The organism is Ramlibacter sp. PS4R-6 (assembly GCF_037572775.1).
Classification (GTDB): domain Bacteria; phylum Pseudomonadota; class Gammaproteobacteria; order Burkholderiales; family Burkholderiaceae_C; genus Ramlibacter.
Map to the genome: position 1 here is coordinate 2,714,098 of NZ_JBBHKA010000001.1, position 24,062 is coordinate 2,738,159.

General features: G+C 68.4%; 21 protein-coding genes and 1 tRNA gene. 7 read left to right on the plus strand and 15 right to left on the minus strand.

All coding sequences use genetic code 11. From position 1 onward, the window contains the following. Positions 1 to 4: 4 nt before the first annotated feature. Positions 5 to 820, plus strand: a complete 816-nt coding sequence (locus tag WG903_RS13495; protein ID WP_340076181.1) for an anti-sigma factor family protein — start codon at positions 5 to 7, stop codon at positions 818 to 820. A gap of 10 nt (positions 821 to 830) precedes the next feature. On the opposite strand, the gene WG903_RS13500 is transcribed toward WG903_RS13495, so the two are convergent. Genes WG903_RS13500 through rimP form a run of 8 tightly spaced genes read right to left on the minus strand, consistent with a single transcriptional unit; the run spans position 831 to position 10,856 of the window. Further along, positions 831 to 1,901, minus strand: coding sequence for an enoyl-CoA hydratase/isomerase family protein (locus tag WG903_RS13500; protein ID WP_340076183.1), 1,071 nt, complete (start codon positions 1,899 to 1,901; stop codon positions 831 to 833). Then, positions 1,898 to 2,770, minus strand: a complete 873-nt coding sequence (locus WG903_RS13505) for a DMT family transporter (RefSeq protein WP_340076185.1) — start codon at positions 2,768 to 2,770, stop codon at positions 1,898 to 1,900. The genes WG903_RS13500 and WG903_RS13505 overlap by 4 nt, the downstream gene beginning before the upstream one ends. Continuing rightward, positions 2,767 to 4,605: a translational GTPase TypA gene (typA, locus tag WG903_RS13510; protein ID WP_340076187.1), complete on the minus strand. Its 1,839-nt coding sequence runs from the start codon at positions 4,603 to 4,605 to the stop codon at positions 2,767 to 2,769. The genes WG903_RS13505 and typA overlap by 4 nt, the downstream gene beginning before the upstream one ends. Beyond that, entirely contained in the window at positions 4,602 to 5,543 is a 942-nt protein-coding gene (truB, locus tag WG903_RS13515; protein WP_340076189.1) for a tRNA pseudouridine(55) synthase TruB, read from the minus strand. The genes typA and truB overlap by 4 nt, the downstream gene beginning before the upstream one ends. A gap of 2 nt (positions 5,544 to 5,545) precedes the next feature. After that, positions 5,546 to 5,911: a 30S ribosome-binding factor RbfA gene (gene rbfA / locus WG903_RS13520; protein ID WP_340076191.1), complete on the minus strand. Its 366-nt coding sequence runs from the start codon at positions 5,909 to 5,911 to the stop codon at positions 5,546 to 5,548. Positions 5,912 to 5,914: 3 nt separating this feature from the next. Beyond that, positions 5,915 to 8,767: a translation initiation factor IF-2 gene (infB, locus tag WG903_RS13525; protein ID WP_340076193.1), complete on the minus strand. Its 2,853-nt coding sequence runs from the start codon at positions 8,765 to 8,767 to the stop codon at positions 5,915 to 5,917. An 18-nt stretch (positions 8,768 to 8,785) separates the two neighbouring features. After that, on the minus strand, positions 8,786 to 10,285 hold the full coding sequence (gene nusA, locus WG903_RS13530) for a transcription termination factor NusA (protein WP_340076195.1): 1,500 nt from the start codon (positions 10,283 to 10,285) through the stop codon (positions 8,786 to 8,788). 1 nt (position 10,286) lies between these two features. Then, positions 10,287 to 10,856: a ribosome maturation factor RimP gene (gene rimP / locus WG903_RS13535; protein WP_340076197.1), complete on the minus strand. Its 570-nt coding sequence runs from the start codon at positions 10,854 to 10,856 to the stop codon at positions 10,287 to 10,289. Positions 10,857 to 11,045: 189 nt separating this feature from the next. On the opposite strand from rimP, the gene fabI reads away from it, so the two are divergent. Then, positions 11,046 to 11,840 (plus strand): enoyl-ACP reductase FabI, encoded by a 795-nt coding sequence (gene fabI / locus WG903_RS13540; RefSeq protein WP_340076199.1) that lies wholly within the window; start codon positions 11,046 to 11,048, stop codon positions 11,838 to 11,840. A gap of 34 nt (positions 11,841 to 11,874) precedes the next feature. Here fabI and WG903_RS13545 read toward each other — a convergent pair whose 3' ends face one another. From WG903_RS13545 to WG903_RS13560, 4 genes are all read right to left on the minus strand, one after another. After that, positions 11,875 to 12,687, minus strand: coding sequence for a LytR/AlgR family response regulator transcription factor (locus tag WG903_RS13545; RefSeq protein WP_340076201.1), 813 nt, complete (start codon positions 12,685 to 12,687; stop codon positions 11,875 to 11,877). Next, on the minus strand, positions 12,684 to 13,958 hold the full coding sequence (locus tag WG903_RS13550) for a sensor histidine kinase (RefSeq protein ID WP_340076203.1): 1,275 nt from the start codon (positions 13,956 to 13,958) through the stop codon (positions 12,684 to 12,686). The genes WG903_RS13545 and WG903_RS13550 overlap by 4 nt, the downstream gene beginning before the upstream one ends. Positions 13,959 to 13,991: 33 nt before the next feature. After that, the gene (locus tag WG903_RS13555; protein ID WP_340076206.1) at positions 13,992 to 14,246 is read right to left on the minus strand and encodes a hypothetical protein; all 255 of its coding nucleotides are present in this window, start codon (positions 14,244 to 14,246) and stop codon (positions 13,992 to 13,994) included. Positions 14,247 to 14,379: 133 nt separating this feature from the next. Continuing rightward, complete coding sequence (locus WG903_RS13560) at positions 14,380 to 16,644, minus strand: arginine/lysine/ornithine decarboxylase (RefSeq protein ID WP_340076209.1); 2,265 nt, start codon at positions 16,642 to 16,644, stop codon at positions 14,380 to 14,382. Between the two features lie 86 nt (positions 16,645 to 16,730). Here WG903_RS13560 and WG903_RS13565 point away from each other — a divergent pair, with 86 nt between their 5' ends. From WG903_RS13565 to WG903_RS13580, 4 genes are read left to right on the plus strand one after another with little or no spacing between them, the layout of a single operon-like run. Then, positions 16,731 to 17,156, plus strand: a complete 426-nt coding sequence (locus tag WG903_RS13565) for an NfeD family protein (RefSeq protein ID WP_340076211.1) — start codon at positions 16,731 to 16,733, stop codon at positions 17,154 to 17,156. Positions 17,157 to 17,167: 11 nt separating this feature from the next. Continuing rightward, positions 17,168 to 18,088, plus strand: coding sequence for an SPFH domain-containing protein (locus WG903_RS13570; protein ID WP_340076213.1), 921 nt, complete (start codon positions 17,168 to 17,170; stop codon positions 18,086 to 18,088). A 14-nt stretch (positions 18,089 to 18,102) separates the two neighbouring features. Then, positions 18,103 to 19,107 carry a glycosyltransferase family 2 protein gene (locus WG903_RS13575; RefSeq protein WP_445263603.1) on the plus strand — a complete coding sequence of 335 codons (1,005 nt, stop codon included), beginning with the start codon at positions 18,103 to 18,105 and terminating at the stop codon, positions 19,105 to 19,107. Positions 19,108 to 19,109: 2 nt separating this feature from the next. Beyond that, positions 19,110 to 20,681 (plus strand): glycosyltransferase family 39 protein, encoded by a 1,572-nt coding sequence (locus WG903_RS13580; protein WP_340076215.1) that lies wholly within the window; start codon positions 19,110 to 19,112, stop codon positions 20,679 to 20,681. On the opposite strand, the gene WG903_RS13585 is transcribed toward WG903_RS13580, so the two are convergent. Continuing rightward, positions 20,611 to 21,000 (minus strand): GtrA family protein, encoded by a 390-nt coding sequence (locus tag WG903_RS13585; protein WP_340076217.1) that lies wholly within the window; start codon positions 20,998 to 21,000, stop codon positions 20,611 to 20,613. The two genes, WG903_RS13580 and WG903_RS13585, sit on opposite strands and share 71 nt — an antisense overlap. 23 nt (positions 21,001 to 21,023) lie before the next feature. On the opposite strand from WG903_RS13585, the gene WG903_RS13590 reads away from it, so the two are divergent. After that, on the plus strand, positions 21,024 to 21,839 hold the full coding sequence (locus tag WG903_RS13590; protein ID WP_340076220.1) for a ChbG/HpnK family deacetylase: 816 nt from the start codon (positions 21,024 to 21,026) through the stop codon (positions 21,837 to 21,839). Between the two features lie 33 nt (positions 21,840 to 21,872). Here the strand turns inward: WG903_RS13590 and WG903_RS13595 are convergent. Together WG903_RS13595 and WG903_RS13600 are read right to left on the minus strand one after the other, a co-directional pair. Further along, positions 21,873 to 21,962: transfer RNA gene (locus WG903_RS13595), tRNA-Ser, on the minus strand. Positions 21,963 to 21,990: 28 nt separating this feature from the next. Beyond that, on the minus strand, positions 21,991 to 24,057 hold the full coding sequence (locus WG903_RS13600) for a hybrid sensor histidine kinase/response regulator (protein WP_340076222.1): 2,067 nt from the start codon (positions 24,055 to 24,057) through the stop codon (positions 21,991 to 21,993). Positions 24,058 to 24,062: the final 5 nt, after the last annotated feature.

Here is a 24,062-nt window from a genome sequence, read left to right on the forward strand (position 1 = left end):
CCCGATGGACACCCGACAAAGCGGTCCCCCGCGCGTCGACGAAGACGAGCTGCATGCGCTGGTCGACGGCCGCCTGACGGCGGCGCAGACCGCCGACCTGCGGCATCGCCTCGAGTCCGACCCGCAAGCCCAGGCCACGGCCAGCGCGTGGATGGCGCAGCGCGACGCGCTCAAGCGCACCTTCGCCGCCCCCGCCATCGACACCCTGCCCGCGCCGCTGCTCGCGGCGGCGAACCGGGCGCAGGCCCTGCGCTCGTCCGCGGAGCAATGGACCCGCTGGGCCGGCATGGCCGCCTCGGTGGTCATGGCCTTCGGCCTGGGCTGGGTCGCCAGCATCGAATACACCGCGCGCTTCAATGCGCCGTCGCCCGTGCAGCAGTTCATGCGCCAGGCCGCGTTCGCGCACGTGGTCTACCAGCCCGAGGTGCGCCACCCGGTCGAGGTGACGGCGCAGCAGCAGGACCACCTGGTGCAGTGGCTGTCCAAGCGCCTGGGCCACCCGCTGAAGGTGCCCGACCTGCGCTCGAAGGGCTTCGAGCTGCTCGGCGGGCGGCTCCTGCCCGGCGAGAACGGCGCGCGCGCCCAGTTCATGTACCAGAACGGGGCGGGCCAGCGGCTCACGCTCTACCTGGGCGCCGTGAAGGATGGCGAGAAGGCCAAGGTCGACACGCGCGAAACCGCCTTCCGTTTCTTCGACGACGGTCCCGTGCCGGGCTTCTATTGGGTGGACCAGGGCTTCGGCTGCGCCATCACGGCGCCCCTGCCGCGCGGGGAATTGCTGGAGATCGCGAAGGCCGCGTACCAGCAGGTCGACTGGTAGCGCCTCGCCTTCAGGCGAGGTCGCGCAGCGGGTGCGCGTAGGCCGGCCAGGGCGGGTCGAAGAAGGCCTGCACCATCGCGGGCGTCACGTCCTCGATGCGCGCCGGGTTCCAGCGCGGCTGGCGGTCCTTGTCGATCACCGTGGCGCGGATGCCTTCCATCGTCTCGCTGGCCGTCCCCGGCCGCAGGTGGAACGAGCGGCGGATCATGTTGCGCTCCAGGCGCAGGTCGTCGGCCAGCGACAACGTGCGCGCGCGGCGCAGGTGCTCCAGCACCACGTGCAGCATGAGGGGCGAGCGCTGGCGCAGCATGGCGGCGGTTTCGCGTGCGAACGCAGACGCCTCGCCTTCGAGCGCGGCCACGATCTCGCCGACCGTCGGCAGCGAGAAGAAGCGCTCGATCGCGTCCTCGTTCTTCGCCAGCGCCGACTCCTCCAGCACCGCCTTGCCCTTGTTCGCCACGCCCTGCCCCGCGATCGACTCCCACAGCGACGGCAGGCCTTCGGAGGGCACCAGCGCGTCGGCGAGGCCCGCATAGAGCGCGTCGGCGCCGCCGATCACCGTGCCGGTGAGGGCCAGGTACTCGCCGATGTGGCCGGGGCAGCGCGACAGGAACCAGCCGCCGCCCACGTCGGGGAACAGGCCCACGTTCGTCTCCGGCATGGCCATCTTCGTGCGCTCGGTGACGATGCGCAGGGTCGCGCCCTGCCGCGCATGTCCGCTGATGCCCATGCCGCCGCCCATGACGATGCCGTCCATGAACACCGCATACGGCTTCGGGAAGGTGTTGACGAGGTAGTTGAGCTCGTATTCCTCGGTGAAGAAGTCCTCGAGCTCCGGGTTGCCGGAGAGCACCGCTTCGTGGAAGAAGCGCAGGTCGCCGCCGGCGCACAGGTTGCCGAAAGGGCCATCCTTGCCCATGCCGCGCAGGGCCACGAACTCGATGGCTTCCGCGTCGCGGCACGCCAGCAGCACCGCCGAAACCTGGCGGATCATGTCCAGCGTCAGCGCGTTGAGCGCCTTTGGCCGGTTCAGCGTGATGAGGGCCGCGCGGCCTTCGATCTCGACGATCACATCGCTCATGCCCTTTGCCTCCAGCCCACCAGTTCGTTGAGCATCAGCGCGCCGATCACCAGCGAGCCGCCCGCCAGCACCGTGGGCGTGGGCACCTCGCCCGCGCCCCACCATGCCAGCACGATACCGAAGATCACCTCGAGCAGGCCGAGCAGCGAAATCTCCGGCGCCTTCAGCACGCGGGCGCACACCACCGAGAGCGCGCAGGGAATCGCCAGCTGCACCAGGCCCAGCAAGGCAAGCAGCGCAACGTCGTGGCCGGACGCCTGGAACGGCATGGCCAACGGCAGCGTCACCAGCGACGAGATCGCCGCGCCCACGAGCACCGCCGGCACCAGGTCGACGTCATGGCCCTGCGCATGCGAGCGTTGCGTGACGGTCCAGTTCACGGCGCCGGCCAGCGGCACGAAGAGGGCCACCAACGTCCCGGCGATGCTGCCCTCGCCGAGTTGCGTGCCGTACATGTAGCCGATGCCGCAGCCGGCCAGGACGATGGCCACGGCCGTACGCGGCGGGATCCTGTGGCCGATGAAGATGCGCGCGAGCACGGCGGTGAGGAAGGGCCCCACCGACATCGTGACCAGCACGTTGGCGACGCTCGTGAGCGTGAGCGCCACCATGAACGCGGTGAACATCACGCTCCAGCACACGCCCGACAGCCACAGCGGCCAGCCGCCGCGCCGGATCTTCGCGAAGACCTCGCGGCCCTGGAAGAACGGCAGGATGACCAGCAGCGAGACGACCGTGAAGAAGCTGCGCCAGAACGTCACCTCGAAGCTGCGCGCCTGCTCGAGATGGCGCGTGATCACCCCCGCGATCGACCACATCAGGGTCACCGCGACCATCAGCACGACCGCCTGGCCGTGCTTGAGCTTCATGCGACGGCCATCTCGCGGCTGGCGCGCTTGCGCTCGTGCTCCTTCAGGTAGCGCTTGCGCAGGCGCACCGACTTGGGCGTGATCTCCACGAGCTCGTCGTCCTCGATGAACTCGACGCCGTATTCCAGGGTGAGCTCGATCGGCGGGGTGACCTTGATCGCGTCTTCCTTGCCGCTCACGCGGAAGTTGGTGAGCTGCTTGGTGCGCGTGGCGTTCACCACCAGGTCGTTGTCGCGGTTGTGGATGCCGACGATCATGCCCTCGTACACCGGGTCGTTGGCCTTGACGAACATGCGGCCGCGGTCGTCCAGCTTGCCCAGCGCGTAGGTGAAGATCTCGCCGTCGTCCATGGAGATCAACACGCCGTTCTTGCGGCCGGCGATGTCGCCCTTGTGCGGCTCCCAGCCGTCGAAGATGTTGGAGATCAGGCCCGAGCCGCGCGTGAGGTTCAGGAACTCGTTGGAGAAGCCGATGAGGCCCCGCGCGGGGATGCGGTACTCCAGGCGCACGCGGCCGCGGCCGTCCGGCTCCATGTTGACCAGTTCGCCCTTGCGCTCGCCCATGGCCTGCATCACGCCGCCCTGGTGCTGGTCCTCGACGTCGATCGTCACGAGCTCGATCGGCTCGTGCTTCACGCCGCCGATGTCCTTGAAGACCACGCGCGGCTTTGACACCGCCAGCTCGTAGCCTTCGCGGCGCATGTTCTCGACCAGGATGGTGAGGTGCAGTTCGCCGCGGCCCATCACCTCGAACACGCCTTCCTCGCCGGTGTCGCTCACGCGCAGCGCCACGTTCGATTGCAGTTCCTTCTGCAGGCGGTCCCAGATCTGGCGGCTGGTGACGTACTTGCCTTCGCGGCCCGCCAGCGGCGAGGTGTTGACGCAGAAGTTCATCGTCAGCGTCGGCTCGTCGACCTTCAGCATGGGCAGCGGCGCCGGCTCGAGCGGGTCGGTCACGGTCACGCCGATGCCCACCTCCTCGATGCCGTTGATCAGCACGATGTCGCCGGGGCCGGCTTCCTTGACCTGCACGCGCGTCAGGCCTTCGAACGTCAGCACCTGGTTGATGCGGCCCTTGACCTGCGTGCCATCCGGGCCTTCCATGACGAGGACGTCCATCGCCGGGCGGATCGTGCCCTGGTTGATGCGGCCCACGCCGATGCGGCCGACGAACGACGAGTAGTCGAGCGCGGAGATCTGCAGCTGCAGCGGGGCGGCCGGGTCGCCCTCGTGTTCGGGCACGTGCTGGAGCACCGTGTCGAACAGGGCCGACATGTCGGGGCCCCATTGCTTGCCGGGCTCGCCCTGCTCCAGCGACGACCAGCCGTTGATGCCCGAAGCGTAGACCACGGGGAAGTCGAGCTGTTCGTCGGTGGCGCCCAGCTTGTCGAACAGGTCGAAAGCCTCGTTGATCACCTTGTCGGGGTTGGCGCCCGGCTTGTCGACCTTGTTCACGACGACGATGGGACGCAGGCCGAGGGCCAGCGCCTTCTTCGTCACGAAACGCGTCTGCGGCATCGGGCCTTCCTGCGCGTCGATCAGCAGCAGAACGCCGTCGACCATCGACAGCGCGCGCTCCACCTCGCCGCCGAAGTCGGCGTGGCCGGGCGTGTCGACGATGTTGATGTGCGTGCCCTTCCAGGACACGGCGCAGTTCTTGGCGAGGATGGTGATGCCGCGCTCGCGCTCGATGGCGTTGTTGTCCATGACGGTGTCGACCACCTTCTCGTGTTCGGCGAAGGTGCCGGACTGGCGCAGGAGCTGGTCGACCATGGTGGTCTTGCCGTGGTCGACGTGCGCGATGATGGCGATGTTGCGGATCTGGCGGGTGTTCATGATGCGTTGGCGCTTTGCAGGATCTGCTGGATTTCGATCGGGCTCAGCAGCCGGCCCGGGATGAGTTCGCCGGCCTTGACGTGGCCGGTGCCCAAAAGCGAATTCGACGAATAGACGGCGATGCGGTCGCCGTCCGGCCAGTCGCCGCGGCGGCGCAGGCCGGAGAGGAAACGCCCGGCATCGTCTTCGCCGAGCGTGACAGGGGTGTGGCTATCGAGGAGCGACGACACGGGGTGAAGGTGCGCCATGCGCTCGTCTTCGCCCAGGGCTTCGAGCCTGTCGAGCGTGATGCAGCGGTCCACGGCGATGCCGCCGGACGCGACCCGCCGCAGCGACGTGAGGTGGCCGCCGCAGCCCAGCGCTTCGCCGATGTCTTCGCCCAGCGTGCGGATGTAGGTGCCCTTGCTGACGGTGGCGACGAGCATCAGCACCTCCGGCGCCGCCGCTTGCAGCGAGAGCGACCGCACCACGGCGTCGCGTGGCTCGCGCTCGACTTCCTGGCCGGCGCGCGCCAGCTCGTACAGCGGGCGGCCGTCCTTCTTGAGGGCGCTGTGCATCGGCGGCACCTGGCGGATGGCGCCGGTGAAGCGTTGCGCGACTTCCTCGATGCGGGCGGCGTCGAGCGGCGGCACCGGGCGGGTAGCGACGACCTCGCCCTCGGCGTCGCCGGTGGACGTCTTCACGCCCAGGCGGATCGTCGCTTCATAGGTCTTGTCCGCATCGAGCTGCAGCTGGCCGAACTTGGTCGCGGCGCCGAAGCACAGCGGCAGGACGCCTGTGGCCAGCGGGTCGAGCGTGCCGGTGTGGCCCGCCTTTTCGGCGCGCAGCAGCCAACTGGCCTTCTGCAACGCCTGGTTGCTGGAAAGGCCGAGCGGTTTGTCTAGCAACAACACCCCATGCACAGGGCGCCGTTGCACCCTGGTGCGTGGCGCGGACATGCTTACTCGTCGATCTTGGAACGGGAGGCGACGGCGCGCGCGATCAGCGCGTTCATGTCGGCGGCCCGCTCGGTCGTGCGGTCGAAGTTGAAGTGCAGCGTCGGCACGGTGTGGATGTGCAGGCGCTTGAAGAGGCCGTTGCGCAGGAAGCCGGCGGCGTGGTTCAGCGCCTCCTCGCACTCGTGCGGGTCGCCCACGAGCACGCTGAAGAAGACCTTCGCGTGCGCGTAGTCGGGCGTGACCTCCACCGAATTGATCGTGACCATGCCCAGGCGGGGATCCTTCACCTCGCGGATGAGCTCCGCCAGGTCGCGCTGGATCTGGTCCGCGACCTGGAAAGCTCGGTTGGGCTTGGCCTGCTTCTTCATGGCTTACAGCGTACGGGCGACTTCCTTGACTTCGAAGAACTCGAGCTGGTCGCCTTCCTTGATGTCGTTGTAGCCCTTGAGCTTGATGCCGCACTCGAAGCCTTCCTTGACCTCGCGCACGTCGTCCTTCAGGCGCTTGAGCGACTCGATCTCGCCGGTGTAGATCACCACGTTGTCGCGCAGCAGGCGGAAGTGCGAGCTGCGGGTGACCATGCCCGACGTGACCATGCAGCCGGCCACCGTGCCGATCTTGGACGCCACGAACACCGTGCGGATCTCGGCGGAGCCGATGACTTCCTCGCGTTTCTCGGGTGCCAGCATCCCCGACATCGCGGCCTTCAGCTCGTCGACGGCGTCGTAGATGATGTTGTAATAGCGGATGTCGATGCCGTTGTTCTCGGCCAGCTTGCGCGCACCGGCATCGGCGCGCACGTTGAAGCCGATCACGATCGCCTTCGAGGCGATGGCCAGGTTGATGTCCGACTCGGAGATGGCGCCGACGGCCGCGTACACGAGCTGGACCTTGACCTCCTCGGTCGAGAGCTTCAGCAGCGACTGCGACAGCGCTTCCTGCGAGCCCTGCACGTCCGACTTGACGATGATGGGCACCACCTTCACCTCGCCGGCGGTCATGTCCGTGAACATGTTCTCCAGCTTGGCGGCCTGCTGCTTGGCCAGCTTCGTGTTGCGGAACTTGCCGGCGCGGTAGGTCGCGATCTCGCGCGCACGGCGCTCGTCGGTCAGCACCATGAACTCGTCGCCGGCTTGCGGCACCTCGGTCAGGCCCTGGATCTCCACGGGCATCGACGGGCCGGCATCCTTGATGGCCTTGCCGTCTTCGTCGAGCATGGCGCGCACGCGGCCGTACGTCTGGCCCGCGAGCACCACGTCGCCGATCTTCAGCGTGCCGGATTGCACCAGCACGGTGGCGACCGGGCCGCGGCCCTTGTCCAGCTGCGCCTCGACCACGAGGCCCTTGGCCATCGTGTCGACGGGCGCCTTCAGCTCCAGCACTTCGGCCTGCAGCAGCACCTGCTCGAGCAGTTCCTCGACGCCCTGGCCCGTGAGGGCGGAGACGTTGACGAACGGCGAATCCCCGCCGTAGTCCTCGGGCACGACTTCCTCGCCCACGAGTTCCTGCTTGACGCGGTCGGGGTTGGCGCCCGGCTTGTCGATCTTGTTCACCGCGACCACGATCGGGACGCCCGCCGCCTTGGCGTGCTTCACGGCTTCCTTGGTCTGCGGCATGACGCCGTCGTCGGCCGCGACCACCAGGATCACGATGTCCGTGGCCTGCGCACCGCGTGCGCGCATCGCCGTGAAAGCCTCGTGGCCCGGCGTGTCGAGGAACGTGATCGAGCCGCGCGGCGTATCGACGTGGTAGGCGCCGATGTGCTGCGTGATGCCGCCGGCTTCGCCCGCCGCGACTTTGGTGCGGCGGATGTAGTCCAGCAGCGAGGTCTTGCCGTGGTCGACGTGGCCCATGACGGTGACGACGGGAGCGCGCGGCTTCGCCTCGGCTTCCGTGCTCACGTCTTCCTGCGTGAAGGCTTCGGGGTCGTCCAGCGCCGCGGGCAGGGCCTTGTGGCCCATTTCCTCGACCAGGATCATGGCCGTGTCCTGGTCCAGCGGCTGGTTGATGGTGACCATCTGGCCCAGCTTCATCAGCTGCTTGATCACCTCGGACGCCTTGACCGACATCTTGTGCGCGAGCTCGGCGACGGTGATCGTCTCCGGCACGTGCACCTCGATCACGCGCTGCTCGACCGGCGCGGCTTGCGCCTGGTCGTCGCGGTGGTCGCCGCGGTCGCCACGGCGGCCGCGCGGGCCGCCGCGCCACGAATTGCGGCCCACGCCGCCGGTGGCATCGCCACGCGTGGGGATGGCCTTCTTCTTGGACGGGTCACTGGCCCAGCTCGACGAGAGCTTGGCCGACTTGACTTCCTTGTTCGCGCCCGGCGCCGCCGGCGCCGGCGCCTGCGTGCCGGGACGGGTCACCGTAGGCTTGTGCAGCGTGCCCTTGGCGGCCGGCTTGGCATCGCCCGGCTTCGCGGCGGGCTTGGCCTCCTCGGGCTTCTTCGCCACCAGCACCTTCTTCGGCGTGGACATCATCGAGCGGATGGCGGCGGCTTCGGCTTCGGCCTTCTTGCGGCGGTCGGCCAGGTCGGTCATGCGCGCCGCTTCTTCCTCGGCTCGTGCCTTGGACGCGGCGTCCGCCTTCGCGCGCGCCTCGGCATGCGCGGCAGCGCGGGCGGCCTGCGCTTCCCCCGCTTCCTTGGTAGCGGTGGCCTGGTCCGACTGCACCTTCTCCCTTTTCGCGTCCTCGCTCGCGGCGTGCGCCACGGCACGCTCCTCGGCTTCGCGCTCGCGCCTTTCCGTTTCCTCGCGCAGGCGGCGCTTTTCCGCCAGGTCTTCTTCCTGGCGGCGGATCAGCTCGGCCTGGCGGCGCGCTTCTTCCTCGCGGCGGGCCAGCTCGGCCTCGTCCACGCGCGGCGCGGAGGGCTGCGGGGCTTCCTGCTCGGGCGCTTCGATGACGGCGGTGTCGCCGCCTTCCTCGCGCTTGACGAAGGTGCGCTTCTTGCGCACTTCCACCTGGATGGTGCGGGCCTTGCCGCTGGCGTCGGCCTGCTTGATCTCGCTGGTCGACTTCTTGGTCAGCGTGATCTTCTTGCGCTCGGGCGCGGCGGCGGTGCCGTGCGCGGCCTTCAGGTAGCCGAGCAGCTTCTGCTTGTCGGTTTCCGACAGCGAATCGGACGCGGCCGACTTGGCCACGCCCGCGCTCTTCAGCTGCTCGAGCAGGGTGTCGGGAGATTTCTTGAGTTCTGCGGCGAACTCGGCGACGGTGGTACTGGACATGTGTTCGTTTGCCTCCCGTTATTCATGGGTCGCCGCCGCCGCACCGGTGAACCAGTGCTCGCGCGCCTTCATGATCAGGGCCTTGGCCTCGTCCTCGGACTGGGCGGTGATTTCGGTGAGCTCGTCGACGGCCAGGTCGGCCAGGTCGTCGCGGGTGTGCACGCCGTTCTCGGCGAGCTTGGCAATCAGTTGCGGGTTGAGGCCCTCGAGGTCGCGCAGGTCCTGCGAGACTTCCTCGACGCTCTCCTCGCGGGCGATCTCCATCGTGAGGAGCGCGTCCTTGGCGCGGGCACGGAGTTCGTTCACCGTGTCCTCGTCGAAGGCCTCGATCTCCAGCATTTCCTGGATCGGCACGTAGGCCACTTCTTCCAGGCTGGTGAAGCCTTCGGAGATCAGGATGTCGGCGATTTCCTCGTCCACGTCCAGCTTTTCCATGAAGAGCTGGCGGATGCCCGAGGACTCCTCGGCCTGCTTCTGCGCCGATTCGTTCGCGTCCATGATGTTGATCTTCCAGCCCGTGAGCTCGGACGCGAGCCGCACGTTCTGGCCGCCGCGGCCGATGGCGATGGCGAGGTTCTCCTCGTCGACCACCACGTCCATGGCGTGCTTCTCCTCGTCGACGACGATGGAGGTGACGTTCGCGGGCGCCAGCGCGCCGATCACGAATTGCGCCGGGTCGTCCGACCACAGCACGATGTCGACGCGCTCGCCGGCGAGTTCGTTGGTCACGGCGTTCACGCGCGAGCCGCGCACGCCGACACAGGTGCCGATGGGATCGACGCGCTTGTCGTGCGAGACCACGGCGATCTTGGCGCGCGAACCCGGGTCGCGGGCGCAGCTCTTGATCTCCAGCAGGCCCTGCTCGATCTCGGGCACTTCCTGGCGGAACAGCTCGATCATGAACTCGGGCGCCGCGCGCGACAGGATGATGGGCGCGCCGCGCAGCGTCAGGTCCACCTCCATGATCATGGCGCGGACGCGGTCGCCGTTGCGCAGGTTCTCCTTGGGGATCATCTCGCTGCGGCGCAGGCGCCCTTCGACGCGGCCCGACTCGACGATGATGTCGCCCTTGTCCATGCGCTTGACGGTGCCCACGAAGATCTTGTCGCCGCGCGACATGAAGTCGTTCAGCAGCATCTCGCGCTCGGCGTCGCGGATCTTCTGCAGGATCACCTGCTTGGCGGCCATGGCGCCGATGCGGCCGATCGGCACGGATTCCACCGGCTCCTCGATGTAGTCGCCCGGCTCGACGTCCTCGACGCGCTCCTTGGCGTCCATCAGCATCTCTTCGGCGTCGGGGTTCTGCAGGCCCTGCTCGTCGGGCACCACCAGCCAGCGGCGGAAGGTCTCGTAGGCGCCGCTGTCGCGGTCGATCGCCACGCGGATGTCGACGTCGCCTTCGTACAGCTTCTTGGTGGCCTGCGCCAGGGCGGACTCCACCGCGCCGAACACGACATCGCGCTCGACGTTCTTCTCGCGCGAAATGGCTTCCACCAGCATCAACAGTTCGCGGTTCATGTCACTGCTCTCCTTGCGCTCGGGACTTTCGGCCCTTGAAATCCACTATCGACGCCAGACGCGCTTCCCTGAGCTCGTCCAGCGAAAAACCCAATGCCTGCAACGGGGCAGGCTGCTTCTTCTTGCTCACGCGGCGCCCCGGCTTTTCTTCCGGCGCATCGCTCCACACCACTTGCCAGCGGTCGCCGGCTTTTTCCAGCGTGCCGCGGAATTTCTTGCGGTTCGCCGCCACCTGGCCGGCGCCCGCCTCGCCCATGGGCTGCTTCAGCGTGATGTCGACCACCTCGCCGGCGAAGCGCTCGAAGTCGCTTTCGTTCCTGAGCGGGCGGTCGATGCCCGGCGACGAAACTTCCAGGCGCTTGTAGTCGACGGCCTCGACTTCCAGCGCGTACTGCAGCTGGCGGCTGACCTTCTCGCAGTCCTCAACGTTCACGGACTGTTCGCCGGCGCCCCGCCCCTTCCAGGGCATGTCGATCGTGACGCGCAGCAGGCCCCCGGCGGATCGCTCCACCTCCACGAGGTCGTAACCGAGCCCGGTCACGGCCTGCTCGACGACATCCTGCAGCGCCAACGCTTGTCCACACCCTTCGCAAAAACCGATCGACCATAAAAAACGGGCGGTAGGTTCCGCCCGTCTGTCTAGGTCGTGAGGCCGGTATTGTAACCCGCAAACCCTTGATTTGCAACGGCTTGGAGGCCAAACGCCCCGAATGCGGCCCTTAGAATCCCAGCAAAGTTTTACTACTCAGCCAGGCCTTCCATGGGTTTCCTTTCGGGCAAGAAGTTCCTCGTCACCGGCGTGCTGTCCAACCGGTCCATCGCCTACGGCATCGCCAAGTGCTGCCACGCCCAAGGGGCCGAACTCGCGTTCAGCTACGTGGGCGACCGGTTCAAGGACCGCATCACGGAATTCGCCGCCGACTTCGGCTCGAAACTGGTCTTCGACTGCGACGTGGGCGATGACGCCCAGATCGACCAGCTCTTCAAGGACCTGTCGGCCACCTGGCCCAAATTCGACGGGTTCGTGCACAGCATCGGATTCGCTCCGCGCGAAGCCATCGCCGGCAACTTCCTCGACGGGCTGACCCGCGAGAACTTCCGCATCGCGCACGACATCAGCGCCTACAGCTTCCCGGCCATGGCCAAGGCCGCGCTGCCTTACCTCAACGACAAATCGGCACTGCTGACCTTGACCTACCTGGGCGCCCTGCGGGCCGTGCCCAACTACAACACCATGGGCCTGGCCAAGGCGTCGCTGGAGGCTTCGGTGCGCTACCTGGCCGAAGCGGTGGGCAAGCTGCCCGATGGCCGCTCCATCCGCGTCAACGGCATCAGCGCCGGCCCGATCAAGACCCTGGCCGCGAGCGGCATCAAGGATTTCTCCAAGCTCCTGGGCGTGGTGGCGGGCGTCGCGCCGTTGCGCCGCAACGTGACCATCGAGGATGTGGGGAACGTGGCCGCCTTCCTGCTGAGCGACCTGGCCGCCGGGGTGACCTCGGAGATCACCTACGTCGACGGCGGCTTCAGCCACGGGGCCGTGGCGCTGGGCGACTAGGCCAAAAAACAGCCCACCTGTTCCACGCCCCCGGTCAGGACGCGCGGAACAGGTGGGCGAAGCTGCGGCTGACCTCGAGCACCTCGGCGTGCTCGCGGATGTGGACACGCTGGCGACCGGTGTCGTCGCGCGTCACCGCCGCAATGGCTCCCAGGTTCACCACCGCGCTGCGGTGGATCTGCCAGAACTGCTGCGGGTCCAATTGGGGCAGCAGTTCGCGGATCGGCGTGCGGATGAACGCCTCCTGGTCGCGGGTCTGCACCCGCGTGTACTTCTCGTCCGACTTGAAGAACAGCACGTCCTTCACGTCGATCAGTTTCGTGGTGCTGCCCGTCGTGGCCTGGATCCAGCGCAGCGGCTCGGATGGCCGCGGCGTGATGCCCTGCTGCAGCTGCGACAGCTTGGCCAACAGCGAGTCCAGCGCCACTTCGTCGGTGGGCGGCGGCGGGACCGCGCGGCGGGCCAGGCGCGACTTCACGCGCTGCGCCGTCTGGACCAGGCGTTCGGGCTCCACCGGCTTGAGCAGGTAATCGAGCGCGCCGTGCTCGAAGGCGGAGACGGCGTATTCGTCGTACGCCGTCACGAAGACGATCTCGCCCTGCCAGCCGGGCAGCGCCAGGATCTCCCGCGCCGCCTCGATGCCCGTCATGCCGGGCATGCGGATGTCGAGGAACATCACGTCGGGGCGCAGCTCGTCGGCCCTGGCGAGGGCCTCGTTGCCGTCGCGGGCCTCGCCGATGATCTGCAGGTCGGGCCAAGCCGCCTGCAGCCGGGTCTTGAGCTGCTCGCGCAGCAGGCGCTCGTCGTCGGCGATCACCGCCGTCAGGGGTTTGGCGGGGGCGTTCATGCCGGCGTCCCCCGCAGCCCGTCGATGTTGGCCACCGTCTCGGGACCCACCTGGTAGGGCACGACGATCTTCACGGTGGTGCCCTGCGTGTCGTCGGACACGATCATCAGGCGGCTCTTGCCGGGGAACATCATGGCCAGGCGCTCGCGGATATTCTGCAGGCCCAGGCCGGTGCCCGAGGTGGCGCTTTCGAGCCGCGTGGTGTCGGGGATGCCGATGCCGGTGTCCCTGACCTCCACCCACAGCTGGCCGTTCTGGATGCGCGCGGCCACCGTCACCTTGCCGCCTTCGGGCTTGGGCTCGATGCCGTGCTTGATGGCGTTCTCCACCAGCGACTGCAGCATCATGGGGGGGAATTCCGCGCTTTCGGCGCCTTCGGGCACGGCGAACTCGACGTCCAGCCGGTCCTCCATGCGCATCTTGAGCAGGTCGAGGAAGGACCGGATCAGGCGCAGTTCGCGGCCCAGCGTGGACGTCTCCTGGCGCATCTGGGGCAGCGCGCCGCGCAGGTAGACGATCAGCGCTTTCTGCATCTGGCTGGCGCGCTTGGGGTCGGTCTCGATCAGGTAGTCGATGGCGCCGAGCGTGTTGAACAGGAAGTGCGGCTCGACCTGGGCCTGCAGCACCTGCAGGCGGGCCTGCACCAGCTGGCGCTCCATGGCCTCGTGCTCGGCGGACTGCTGCGCCGACTTCACCTTGGCGTCGGCCTGCGCGACCTTGCGCACGACGATCTTCGACGCCACGAGGTAGGCGAACACGATGACCAGCAGCGCGGAGCCCACGTCGCCGATCAGGCCGCGGAAGGTGAAGATCTGCTTGCTGATGGTGCGGGGCGTGTCGTCGTCGTCGTCGGTGTCGACGTCGATGCCTTCGATGCGGATGCCCTTCTTGCCGGGCACGGGCGGGATGGGTGGCGCGGGCGGCTTCTCGGCGGCCTCTTCGTCCTCGTGTTCGGCCGAAGGCGCGGAAGCCGCGGAGGCCGCCGGGGTGGGCGTGGCGCGGCGGCGGACGATGGTGATGCCGCCGGGGCCGCCGATCTGCACGTCGACGTTGTTCTTTTCCTTGTTGCGCACCACCTTGACGGTGTCGTGGCGCAGGTGCAGCTGCTCGGAGATGATGCCGCCCGCCGCGATGACGATGATGAACAGCAGCAGCAGCCGCCACCAGCTCATGGACGCGGCCCAGGTGCTGACCTGGGCGTTCGCGCGCAGCAGCCAGTCGACGTCCAGGCCGAAACGGCGCTGCGGGACGGGTTTCTTCTCGGGTTCCATGGCCGGATTATTCCCGTCCGTTCCCTTCATGGATCACAGGGCCGCGGCGGCGCGGTGAACGGTGCTGGCGGCGACGGCGCTGGCGGCCTCGCGGCGCGCCACGATCTCCACCGTCGGCAGCTTCACGTAGATCGTGCCGCGGGACATGGCGGCCGAGCTTTCGTCGACGGCGCGGTGGCTTTCATGGCCGGCGGCGAAGCAGGCGGCGGTCACCAGGCCGGCCACGGCGAAGGCGGCGGCGAAGCGGGTGGCGGCGGAATTGAGCGGTTGGGGGCGGTTCGTGGTCATTTCGTCTCTCCTGGAGGCCGTTGGGGCCCCGATGGAGATGGACTGTAGGGACCGCCCCGCCCCGCCGCGAGCGGGATGCGACGAACTGCGGGAAAGTGCGACGAACCGCCGGCTGGCGGGACGGGCGGGAGCCTCAGTTCTTCACGCAGTCGGCGAAGAACCGTACTTTCCCGTCCGCATCGACCTCCTCGACCAGCCCGTGGATGTCGGTTTCGAAGCCCGGGCACATCGAGTTGAACTCCCGCGAGAAGCGCAGGTAGTCCACGATCTTCTTGTTGAACACCTCGCCCGGGATCAGCAGCGGGATGCCCGGCGGGTAAGGCGTGACCAGGGACGTGGTCACCCGGCCTTCCAGGTGGTCGATCTCCACCCGCTCGGTCTTGCGGTGGGCGATGTAGGAGAAGGCGTCGCTGGGCTTCATCGCCGGCTGCAGGTCCGACAGGTACATGTCGGTGGTCAGGCGGGCGATGTCGTACTTGGCATAGAGCTCGTGCACGTGCTGGCACAGGTCGGCCAGCCCCATGCGCTCGTACCGCGGGAACTGCTGGCAGAACTCGGGCAGGATCTTCCACATCGGCTGGTTGCGCGCGTAGTCGTCCTTGAACTGCTGCAGCGCCGTGAGCATGGTGTTCCAGCGGCCCTTGGTGATGCCGATGGTGAACATGATGAAGAAGGAATACAGGCCGGTCTTCTCCACGATGATCCCGTGCTCGGCGAGGAAGCGCGTGACGATCGATGCCGGGATGCCGGTCTTGGCGAACTTGCCGTTCAGGTCCAGGCCGGGCGTGACGATGGTGGACTTGATCGGGTCCAGCATGTTGAAGCCCTCGGCCAGGTTGCCGAAGCCGTGCCACTTGGCCGTGCGCGCCTCGCCCTTGATGATCCAGTCGTCGGCGCGGCCAATGCCCTCGTCCACCAGCTTGTCCGGGCCCCAGACCTTGAACCACCAGTCCTTGCCGTACTCCTGGTCGACCTTGCGCATGGCGCGGCGGAAGTCCAGCGCTTCCAGGATCGACTCCTCCACCAGCGCCGTGCCGCCGGGCGGCTCCATCATGGCGGCCGCGACGTCGCAGCTGGCGATGATCGAATACTGCGGGCTGGTGGACGTGTGCATCAGGAACGACTCGTTGAACAAATGGCGGTCCAGTTTGTTCTCGTTCGCGTCCTGCACCAGCACGTGGCTGGCCTGGCTGATGCCGGCCAGCAGCTTGTGGATGGATTGCGTGGCGTAGACCAGCGACTTCTGCGGCCGCGCGCGCTTGCGGCCCATCGCGTGGAAGTTGCCGTAGAACGGGTGGAAGCACGCGTGCGGCAGCCAGGCCTCGTCGAAGTGCAGCGCCTCGACGTAGCCGTCCAGCATGCCCTTGATGGTCTCGGTGTTGTACAGGACGCCGTCGTAGGTGGACTGCGTCAGCGTGAGGATGCGGGGCTTGACCTTGTCGGCGTCCACGCCGGCCAGCAGCGGGTTGGCGCGGATCTTGGCCTTGATCGCCTCGGGCGAGAACTCCGACTGCGGGATCGGCCCGATGATGCCGAAATGGTTGCGCGTCGGCTTCATGAACACGGGGATCGCGCCCGTGAGGATGATCGAGTGCAGGATCGACTTGTGGCAGTTGCGGTCCACCACCACCACGTCGCCGGGCGCCACCGTGTGGTTCCACACCATCTTGTTCGACGTGGACGTGCCGTTGGTGACGAAGAAGCAGTGGTCGGCGTTGAAGATGCGCGCCGCGTTGCGCTCGCTGGCCGCGACGGGCCCCGTGTGGTCAAGAAGCTGCCCCAGTTCATCGACAGCGTTGCACACGTCCGCGCGCAGCATGTTCTCGCCGAAGAACTGGTGGAACATCTGGCCGATGGGGCTCTTGAGGAACGCCACCCCGCCCGAGTGGCCCGGGCAGTGCCAGGAATACGAACCGTCCTCGGCGTAATCGAGCAGCGCCTTGAAGAACGGCGGCTGGATACCTTCCAGGTACGACTTCGCCTCGCGGATGATGTGGCGCGCCATGAACTCCGGCGTGTCCTCGTACATGTGGATGAAGCCGTGCAGCTCGCGCAGGATCTCGTTGGGCAGGTGGCGCGAGGTCTTGGTCTCGCCGTAGATGTAAAGCGGCACGTCGGCGTTCTTGCGCCGCACCTCGTCGATGAAGGTCTGCAGGTTCAGCACCGCCGGGTCCAGGTCCGGCCCCGGCGTGAACTCCTCGTCGTCGATCGACAGGATGAAGGCGCTGGCGCGGCTTTGCTGCTGCGCGAACTGCGACAGGTCGCCGTAGCTGGTGACGCCCAGCACCTCGAAGCCCTCGGCCTCGATGGCCTGGGCCAATGCGCGGATCCCCAGGCCCGAGGTGTTCTCGGAGCGGTAGTCCTCGTCGATGATGACGATGGGGAAGCGGAACTTCATCGCGGCGGCCTTTCAGGCGGGAAAACGCAAAACAGGCGCGAAGTGTATGCAAGATTTGCCACAATGCGCCGAAACGAGGAGGGTCCATGGCACAAGCCACGTGGTGGTGGGTCGCCGCCGGCATCGCGGTCGCCGTCGAGCTGGGCACCGGAACGTTCTACCTGCTGATGATCGCGGCGGGCCTGGCCGCGGGCGCCATCGCGGCCCACCTGGGGCTGGATCCGACCCTGCAGGTGGTCGCCGCAGCCCTCGTCGGGGGCGGCGCGGTCGCGGCCTGGCACGCCAAGCGGCGGCGCGAGCCCCCGGGCGCCCAGGCGCGCGCCAACCCGGACGTCAACCCGGACATCGGCGAGGTCGTGCAGGTGGACGCCTGGGGCGCCGACGGCTCGGCCAGCGTCCACTACCGCGGCGCCCGGTGGACGGCCGTCGCCGCACCCGGCACCGCGCGAGAGCCCGGCCCGCACCGCATCCGCGAGGTCGTCGGCAACCGCCTCGTGGTCGAGAAAGCCTAGGAGCAAGCAGCATGTACACCGCCATCATCCTGTTCGTCGTCGCCATGGTCTTCGTGATCCGCACGCTCAAGGTCGTGCCCCAGCAGCACGCCTGGGTGGTCGAGCGCCTGGGCCGCTACCACGGCACGCTGGCCCCGGGGCTGAACTTCGTCATCCCCTTCATCGACCGCGTGGCCTACAAGCACAGCCTGAAGGAGGTGCCGCTGGACGTGCCCAGCCAGGTTTGCATCACGAGGGACAACACGCAACTTCAAGTCGATGGCATCTTGTACTTTCAGGTGACTGACCCGAAGCAGGCTAGCTACGGCTCGTCCAACTACATCGTGGCGATAACTCAACTTGCACAGACCTCTCTACGCAGCGTTATTGGCAAGCTGGAGTTAGACAAGACCTTCGAGGAGCGCGACATCATCAACGGCCAGGTGGTCGCGGCGATCGACGAGGCGGCGCTCACCTGGGGCGTGAAGGTGCTGCGTTACGAGATCAAGGACCTCACACCGCCCAAGGAGATCCTGCACGCGATGCAGGCCCAGATCACCGCCGAGCGCGAAAAGCGCGCCCTGATCGCCGCGTCCGAGGGCCGCCGGCAGGAGCAGATCAACATCGCCACCGGCGAGCGCGAGGCCTTCATCGCCCGCTCGCAGGGCGAGAAGCAGGCGCAGATCAACAAGGCCGAAGGCGAGGCGGCGGCCATCCTCGCCGTGGCCGAAGCCACTGCCGAGGCCATCCGCAAGGTCGCCGAATCGATCCGCCAGCCCGGCGGCGAGCAGGCCGTGCAATTGAAAGTGGCCGAGCGCGCGGTGGACGCATACAGCAAGGTCGCCGCCGACGCGACCACGACGCTCATCGTCCCGAGCAACACCACCGAGATGGCCACGCTCATCGCCTCGGCGATGAAGATGATGCAAACCACGAAGTCGCCCGCCGCCTGAGCGAGAATCCGCGCGTGGACGCAGCAGTGGCCCAGCAGGAACCCCACCGCCCCGCGGTCCCGCGCGACGCGGGCGCGGGCCTGTCCTGCATCGTGCCCTGCAAGAACGAGGCGAAGAACCTTGAGCTGCTGCTGCCCAAACTGGCGGAGGTGCTGCCCACGCTGGGCCTGCCCTGGGAAATCCTGCTGATCGACGATGGCAGCACCGACGCGACGCCCGCCATTGGAGCCGCCTGGGCCCACCGCGTGCCCGGCATCCGCCTGCTGCAGCTGTCGCGCAACTTCGGCAAGGAAGCCGCCATCACCGCCGGCCTGGAGTCGGCGCGCGGCGGCATCGTCGTCATCCTGGACGCCGACCTGCAGCACCCGCCCGGGCTCATCACCGACATGCTGGGCCGCTGGCGCCAGGGCGCGGACATCGTGTATGCCGTGCGCGAGGACCGCTCGGACGAGTCGCTGGTCAAGCGCGCGGGCACGGGCCTGTTCTACCGCCTGCTCAACGCCGGCGACCGCTTCGAGGTGCCCGCGGGCGCCGGCGACTTCCGCTTGATGGACCGGTCCGCCGTGCAGGCGCTGCTGCTGCTGCCCGAGCGGCGCCGCTTCATGAAGGGCCTGTACGCCTGGGTCGGCTTCCACGCCGAAGCCCTGCCCTACCTGCCCGAGGAGCGCGCCCACGGCCGGTCGCACTTCAGCCTGCGGCGGCTCGTGGGCCTGTCGCTGGACGGGCTGACGTCGTTCACCACCTGGCCGCTGCGCATCGTGAGCTACGTGGGCGTGGTGATGGCCCTGCTCGGTTTCGCGTATGGCGCGTTCATCAGCATCGAGTACTTCTTCATCGGCAACCAGGTCTCCGGCTGGACGACCATCGTGGTGGCGATGCTGTTCTTCTTCGGCGTGCAGATGATCTTCACGGGGATCATCGGCGAGTACATCGGGCGCATCTTCGAGGAGGTGAAGCAGCGCCCCGTGTACCTGGTCAAGCGCGAAGTGGGGCGCGGGCTGCCGGATTCGGCGCCGTGACCGTGCCTGCACAAACCGCGCGGCGCGATGGCGCGCTGCTGGTCGCCGCTTTTTTCTGGCTGGCCGCCACCGCGTGGCTGCGGCCGCTGGCCTTGCCCGACGAGGGCCGCTACATCGGCGTCGCGTGGGGCATGTTGCACTCGGGCGACTGGCTGGTGCCCATGCTGGACGGGCTGCCCTACTTCCACAAGCCGCCGCTCTTCTACTGGATCACCGCCACGGCGCTTGCCCTTTCCGACACGACAGTCGCCGCGCGCGCCGCCCCATGGCTGGGCGCGTGCCTGGGGACGGCGTCGCTCTTCCTCTTCGCAGGGCGCTGGGCCGGGCGCGACACGGCGCTGGCCGGCCTGTTCGCCTTGGTCACCGCGCCGCTGTTCTTCTTCGGCGCGCAGTACGCCAACCTCGACATGCTGGTGGCCGGCTGCATCGCCGCCACCATCCTCGCCTTCACGCATGCGGTGCTGCTGGGCCGCGAGGATGCGGCGTGGAAGCGCACCGTGCTACTCGCCTACGTGCTGTGCGCGCTGGGCGTGCTGGCCAAGGGGCTCATCGGCATCGTGCTGCCCGGCATGGTGCTGGTCCTGTGGCTGCTGGTGGAGCGGCGGTGGCAGGCGATGTTCCAGCTGCTCTGGTGGCCGGGCATCCTGTGCTTCCTGATCGTCGCGGCGCCGTGGTTCGTGCTGATGCAGCAGCGCTTCGAGTCGTTCACGCACTACTTCTTCGTGGTGCAGCACTTCCAGCGCTTCTCGGAAGGCGGCTTCAACAACCCGCGCGGGCCGTGGTTCTACCCGGTGGTGCTGGCGGCGGCCACGCTGCCCTGGTCGCTGTGGTGGGCCGGCGCGCGGCAGCGCGAATGGCGCGAACGATCGGAACCGGCCGCCGCGCGCCGGCTGATGCTGCTGTGGGCCGTGGCGATCACGCTGTTCTTTTCGCTGCCGCGCTCGAAGCTGGCCGGCTACATCCTGCCGGTGGTGCCGCCTCTCATCTACCTGGCCGCCGACGCGGCAACGGCCTTGCGCGCGCGCGCGCCGCGCTGGCAATCCGCGTGGCGCATCGCTGCCGCCGTCGCCGTGGCCGCCTGCCTGGCGGGCACCGCCCTGCTCGCGCGCCATGCCGACGGCTCGCAAGGCGAGCTGGCGCGGCTGCTGCGCGAGCGCGCCGCGCCGGCCGACGAGGTCTTCGCCCTGGACGAATACCGCTACGGCCTGTTGTTCGAGGCGCGGCTGCGCAAGCCGGTGGTGGTCGCCGCCGACTGGTCGCCGAAAGCCGTCGCCAGCCGCGACAACTGGCGCCGCGAACTGGCCGACGCCGCCGCGTTCGCCGAGCACCGCGAATGGCTGGTCGAACACGACGCGGTATTGCCCCGGGCGTGCGCCGCCGCAGGCGTTGCCTGGTTCGTGGGCAACACGAACATCATCGAGGAGTTCCCGTGGCTCAAGCACGCCGAGAAGGTCGCCACGCGCGGCGAGCTGTCGCTGTGGCGCGCGGCGGCGGATACGCCGCTCAGGCGGGACCAGTGCCGCGGAAAGCCCAGCGCGAGCTCAGGATCCACGTCATCACCGCCACGCCGATGAGCACGAAGAACAGGATGACCGCGTACCAGTGCGTGCCCGCGAGGTGCAGCAGCAGCGCGTACGTCGCCTCGTTGATCGCGAAGCCGGTGGCGGAGATCGCCAGGAAGCGGGCCGCGGCGCGGGCCAGCGGCGCACCGGAGCGCGGGAAGCTCAGGTGGTAGTGGCCCATGAAGGAGATGCAGAACGCGATGAGCCATGCGACGATGTTCGCCGCCAGCGGATGCCAGCCGAGCTGCGACACCAGCCCCATCACCGTGAGCAGGTGCACCCCTGCCGAGGTGCTGCCGACGACGATGAACCAGGTTACCCGGCGCAGCATGCGAGCATCCCCTGCGTGAAACCATGACGGCCCGCATCGCCATCTGCATCGACGACTACGGCCTGCACCCGGCCGTGGACGAGGCGATCCTCGCCCTGGTCGGGCGCGGGCGCGTCAGCGCGACGAGCTGCCTGGTGGGCGGGCCGGCGTGGACCCAGGACGCGCCGCGGCTGAAGCAAGCCTTCGATGCCGGACGCGTCGATGCCGGCCTGCACCTGGACCTGACCGAAGACCCGCTCGACGCGACGCTGCGCAAGCCCGTGGGCGCGTGGATGCGCGACAGCCTGCTGCGCACGCTCGACCGCAAGCGCGTGCGCGCGGAGCTGGTGGCGCAGCTCGATCGTTTCGAGGCCACGATGGGCCGCGCGCCCGCGCACGTGGACGGGCACCAGCACATCCACCAGTTCCCGGTGGTGCGCGACATCGTCATCGAGGAACTGGAGCGCCGCTATGCGGGCGGCCACCGCCCCTGGCTGCGCAGCATCCGCGGCGCGGCGCGCTGGCGCTTCAAGGGCATGGTCATCGAGACGATGGGTGCGCTGGCCTGGGTGACGTCCGGCCGGCGTACGCGCCTGCCGCAGAACCGCTCGCTGCTGGGCGTCTACGACTTCCGCGGCGGCGCCGACCGTTACCGCCGGCTGCTCGCCGACTGGATGGCGCATGCACGCGACGGCGACCTGCTGATGGCGCACGTGGCCACCGGCATCGTGCCCGGCGACGAGATCGCGCAGCCGCGCGTCGTGGAGTGGGAAGTGTTCTCGCAAGATGGGTTCGATGAGGTGCTGCGCGGTGCGGGGGTGACCGTGGTGCGCATGAGCGAGATCGTAGCCGCCTCGTGAAAAAGCCCGCGGGTGCGGGCTTCACGGTGCTTCTGGCGGAGAGGGCGGGATTCGAACCCGCGGTGGGGATTAGCCCACACACGCTTTCCAGGCGTGCGACTTAAACCGCTCATCCACCTCTCCTGCGCGAACCGCAGATTCTACCAGCGGGCTACGCCGCTTCCGCCCTGCGCATCTTCGCCGGGTCGGACAGCATCGTCAGCAGCAGGTTCACGTCGGCCGGCTTGACCATGTGGAAGTCGAAGCCCGCCTGCACCGAGCGCGAGCGGCTCTCGGCCTCGCCGTAGCCCGTCAGCGCGATCAGCAGCGCGTCGCGCGACTGCGGCTGGCTGCGCAGGCGGTTGGCCACCTCGAAGCCGTTCATGCCGGGCAGGCCGATGTCGAGCAGCACCACGTCGGGCCGGAAGTCCTCGGCGATCCTCAGCGCCGACATGCCCTCGTGCGCGGTCTTGACCTCGAAGCCTTCCATCTCCAGCAGCGTCATCAGCGTCTCGGCCGACGCCGCGAGGTCGTCCACAACCAGGATGCGCGCCGGCTTGTCGCGCGCCGCCGCGGGCCGCGCCACGATGGGCGCGATGGTGGCCGATTGCGGGCGCTCCACGACGGTGGCCGGCAGGCGCACGATCACCTCGGTGCCCTTGCCGCTGCCGGCGCTGAAGGCCTCGACGCCGCCGCCATGCAGCTCCACCAGGTGCTTGACCAGCGTGAGGCCTATGCCCAGCCCGCCCTGAGAGCGGTCGAGCGACTGGTCACCCTGCGCGAACAGGTCGAAGATGTGCGGCAGGAAGTCGGGCTCGATGCCCGCCCCCTCGTCCTTCACCGCGATGCGCACCTGGCCGTCGGCGTACGTGGCCGCGATCTCGATCGCCGTTCCCGGCCCCGAGAACTTCGACGCGTTGTTGACCAGGTTCGACAGCACCTGCGACAGGCGCACCGCGTCGCCCTGGATCTCGATGGGCTCGTCGGGCAGGCGCAGCACCACCTCCTGCTCGCGCGCCTGCATGCGCGGCGCGGTGGCCTCGACCGCACGCTCCACGATCGATTCGAGCGAGAGCGGCTCGGGCCGCACGGTGACCTTGCCCTGCACGATGCGCGAGACGTCCAGCAGGTCGTCGATGAGGCGCGTCATGTGGTCGGCCTGCCGGCCGATCACGTCGCGCGCCCAGTGCATCGTTTCGACCGATACGTCGCCGGCCTGCATGATGTGGACGGCGTTGCGGATGGGGGCCAGCGGGTTGCGCAGCTCGTGCGCCAGCATGGCCAGGAACTCGTTCTTGCGCCGGTCGGCCTCCTGCACGGCCGTGTACAGGCGCGCGTTCTCCATCGCGATGCCCGCGCGGCTGCCAACCTCGCGCACCAGCGCGTTGCGCTGCGCGTCGAAGCTCTCGGCCGCGCCCAGGATCACCAGCGCGCCGCGCGGCTCGTCGCCGGCCATCAGCGGCGCGATGGCCGCACCGCGCGCGCCGTCTTTCCAGACGCGGAACTTCCGCGTGCGGATCGCCTGGTCGCATTCGGCTCGCAGCTGCGGGCTGAAGGCCTCGGTATCGTTGGCCTGGGCCGCGGGCTGCATCTCGAGCCGGCGCACGCCGCCTTCGCGGTCGGCCAGGCCCACGATGGCCCGGTCGCCGAGCACCGGCACGCACAGGTCCAGCACCGCGGCGATGGTGTCGTCGAGGTTCAGCGACCGCGACAGCACGCGGCTGGCTTCCGCGAGGTAGTCGGCCCGCGTGATCGCATCCTCCGCCGCCGCCCGCGCCGCCTCGGACCGCGCGAGCGCCTCGCGGGCCGCAGCCTGGTGCTGCAGCTCGCGGTTCATGCGGAACAGCTCGACGAACACGCGCACCTTGGAGCGCAGCACGTCCGCCACCACCGGCGAAGGGATGTAGTCCACCGCGCCCAGCGCATAGCCCTGCGCCGCCTGCACCTCGTCGACGTAGGCCGTGATGAAGACGATGGGCGTCTGCGCCGACTTCTTGTACTGGCGGATCAGGCCGGCCGTCTCCAGCCCGTCGATGTCGGGCATGTTGACGTCCAGCAGGATCACCGCGAACTCCTGCTCCAGGATGCGCGCGAGCGCCTCCTTGCCCGAGTTCGCGCTGACGACGTGCCCCAGGTCCTCGAGGATGGTGCGGAAGACGACGTGCTTTTCCGGCAGGTCGTCCACGACCAGGATGCTGACCTGGTCTTCGGGGGTGGCGGTCGTGGGTTTTTCGGTCACATGCG

Excerpts from the sequence above, each read along its gene's own strand:
- WG903_RS13550 (WP_340076203.1), bottom strand. The coding sequence starts at position 13,958 with ATGGAACCCGAGAAGAAACCCGTCCCGCAGCGCCGTTTCGGCCTGGAC.
- WG903_RS13565 (WP_340076211.1), top strand. The coding sequence starts at position 16,731 with ATGGCACAAGCCACGTGGTGGTGGGTCGCCGCCGGCATCGCGGTCGCC.
- truB (WP_340076189.1), bottom strand. The coding sequence starts at position 5,543 with ATGTCCGCGCCACGCACCAGGGTGCAACGGCGCCCTGTGCATGGGGTG.
- nusA (WP_340076195.1), bottom strand. The coding sequence starts at position 10,285 with ATGAACCGCGAACTGTTGATGCTGGTGGAAGCCATTTCGCGCGAGAAG.
- WG903_RS13545 (WP_340076201.1), bottom strand. The coding sequence starts at position 12,687 with ATGAACGCCCCCGCCAAACCCCTGACGGCGGTGATCGCCGACGACGAG.
- WG903_RS13570 (WP_340076213.1), top strand. The coding sequence starts at position 17,168 with ATGTACACCGCCATCATCCTGTTCGTCGTCGCCATGGTCTTCGTGATC.
- WG903_RS13585 (WP_340076217.1), bottom strand. The coding sequence starts at position 21,000 with ATGCTGCGCCGGGTAACCTGGTTCATCGTCGTCGGCAGCACCTCGGCA.
- WG903_RS13590 (WP_340076220.1), top strand. The coding sequence starts at position 21,024 with ATGACGGCCCGCATCGCCATCTGCATCGACGACTACGGCCTGCACCCG.
- WG903_RS13505 (WP_340076185.1), bottom strand. The coding sequence starts at position 2,770 with ATGAAGCTCAAGCACGGCCAGGCGGTCGTGCTGATGGTCGCGGTGACC.
- rbfA (WP_340076191.1), bottom strand. The coding sequence starts at position 5,911 with ATGAAGAAGCAGGCCAAGCCCAACCGAGCTTTCCAGGTCGCGGACCAG.
- infB (WP_340076193.1), bottom strand. The coding sequence starts at position 8,767 with ATGTCCAGTACCACCGTCGCCGAGTTCGCCGCAGAACTCAAGAAATCT.
- typA (WP_340076187.1), bottom strand. The coding sequence starts at position 4,605 with ATGAACACCCGCCAGATCCGCAACATCGCCATCATCGCGCACGTCGAC.
- fabI (WP_340076199.1), top strand. The coding sequence starts at position 11,046 with ATGGGTTTCCTTTCGGGCAAGAAGTTCCTCGTCACCGGCGTGCTGTCC.
- WG903_RS13560 (WP_340076209.1), bottom strand. The coding sequence starts at position 16,644 with ATGAAGTTCCGCTTCCCCATCGTCATCATCGACGAGGACTACCGCTCC.
- WG903_RS13500 (WP_340076183.1), bottom strand. The coding sequence starts at position 1,901 with ATGAGCGATGTGATCGTCGAGATCGAAGGCCGCGCGGCCCTCATCACG.
- WG903_RS13495 (WP_340076181.1), top strand. The coding sequence starts at position 5 with ATGGACACCCGACAAAGCGGTCCCCCGCGCGTCGACGAAGACGAGCTG.
- WG903_RS13555 (WP_340076206.1), bottom strand. The coding sequence starts at position 14,246 with ATGACCACGAACCGCCCCCAACCGCTCAATTCCGCCGCCACCCGCTTC.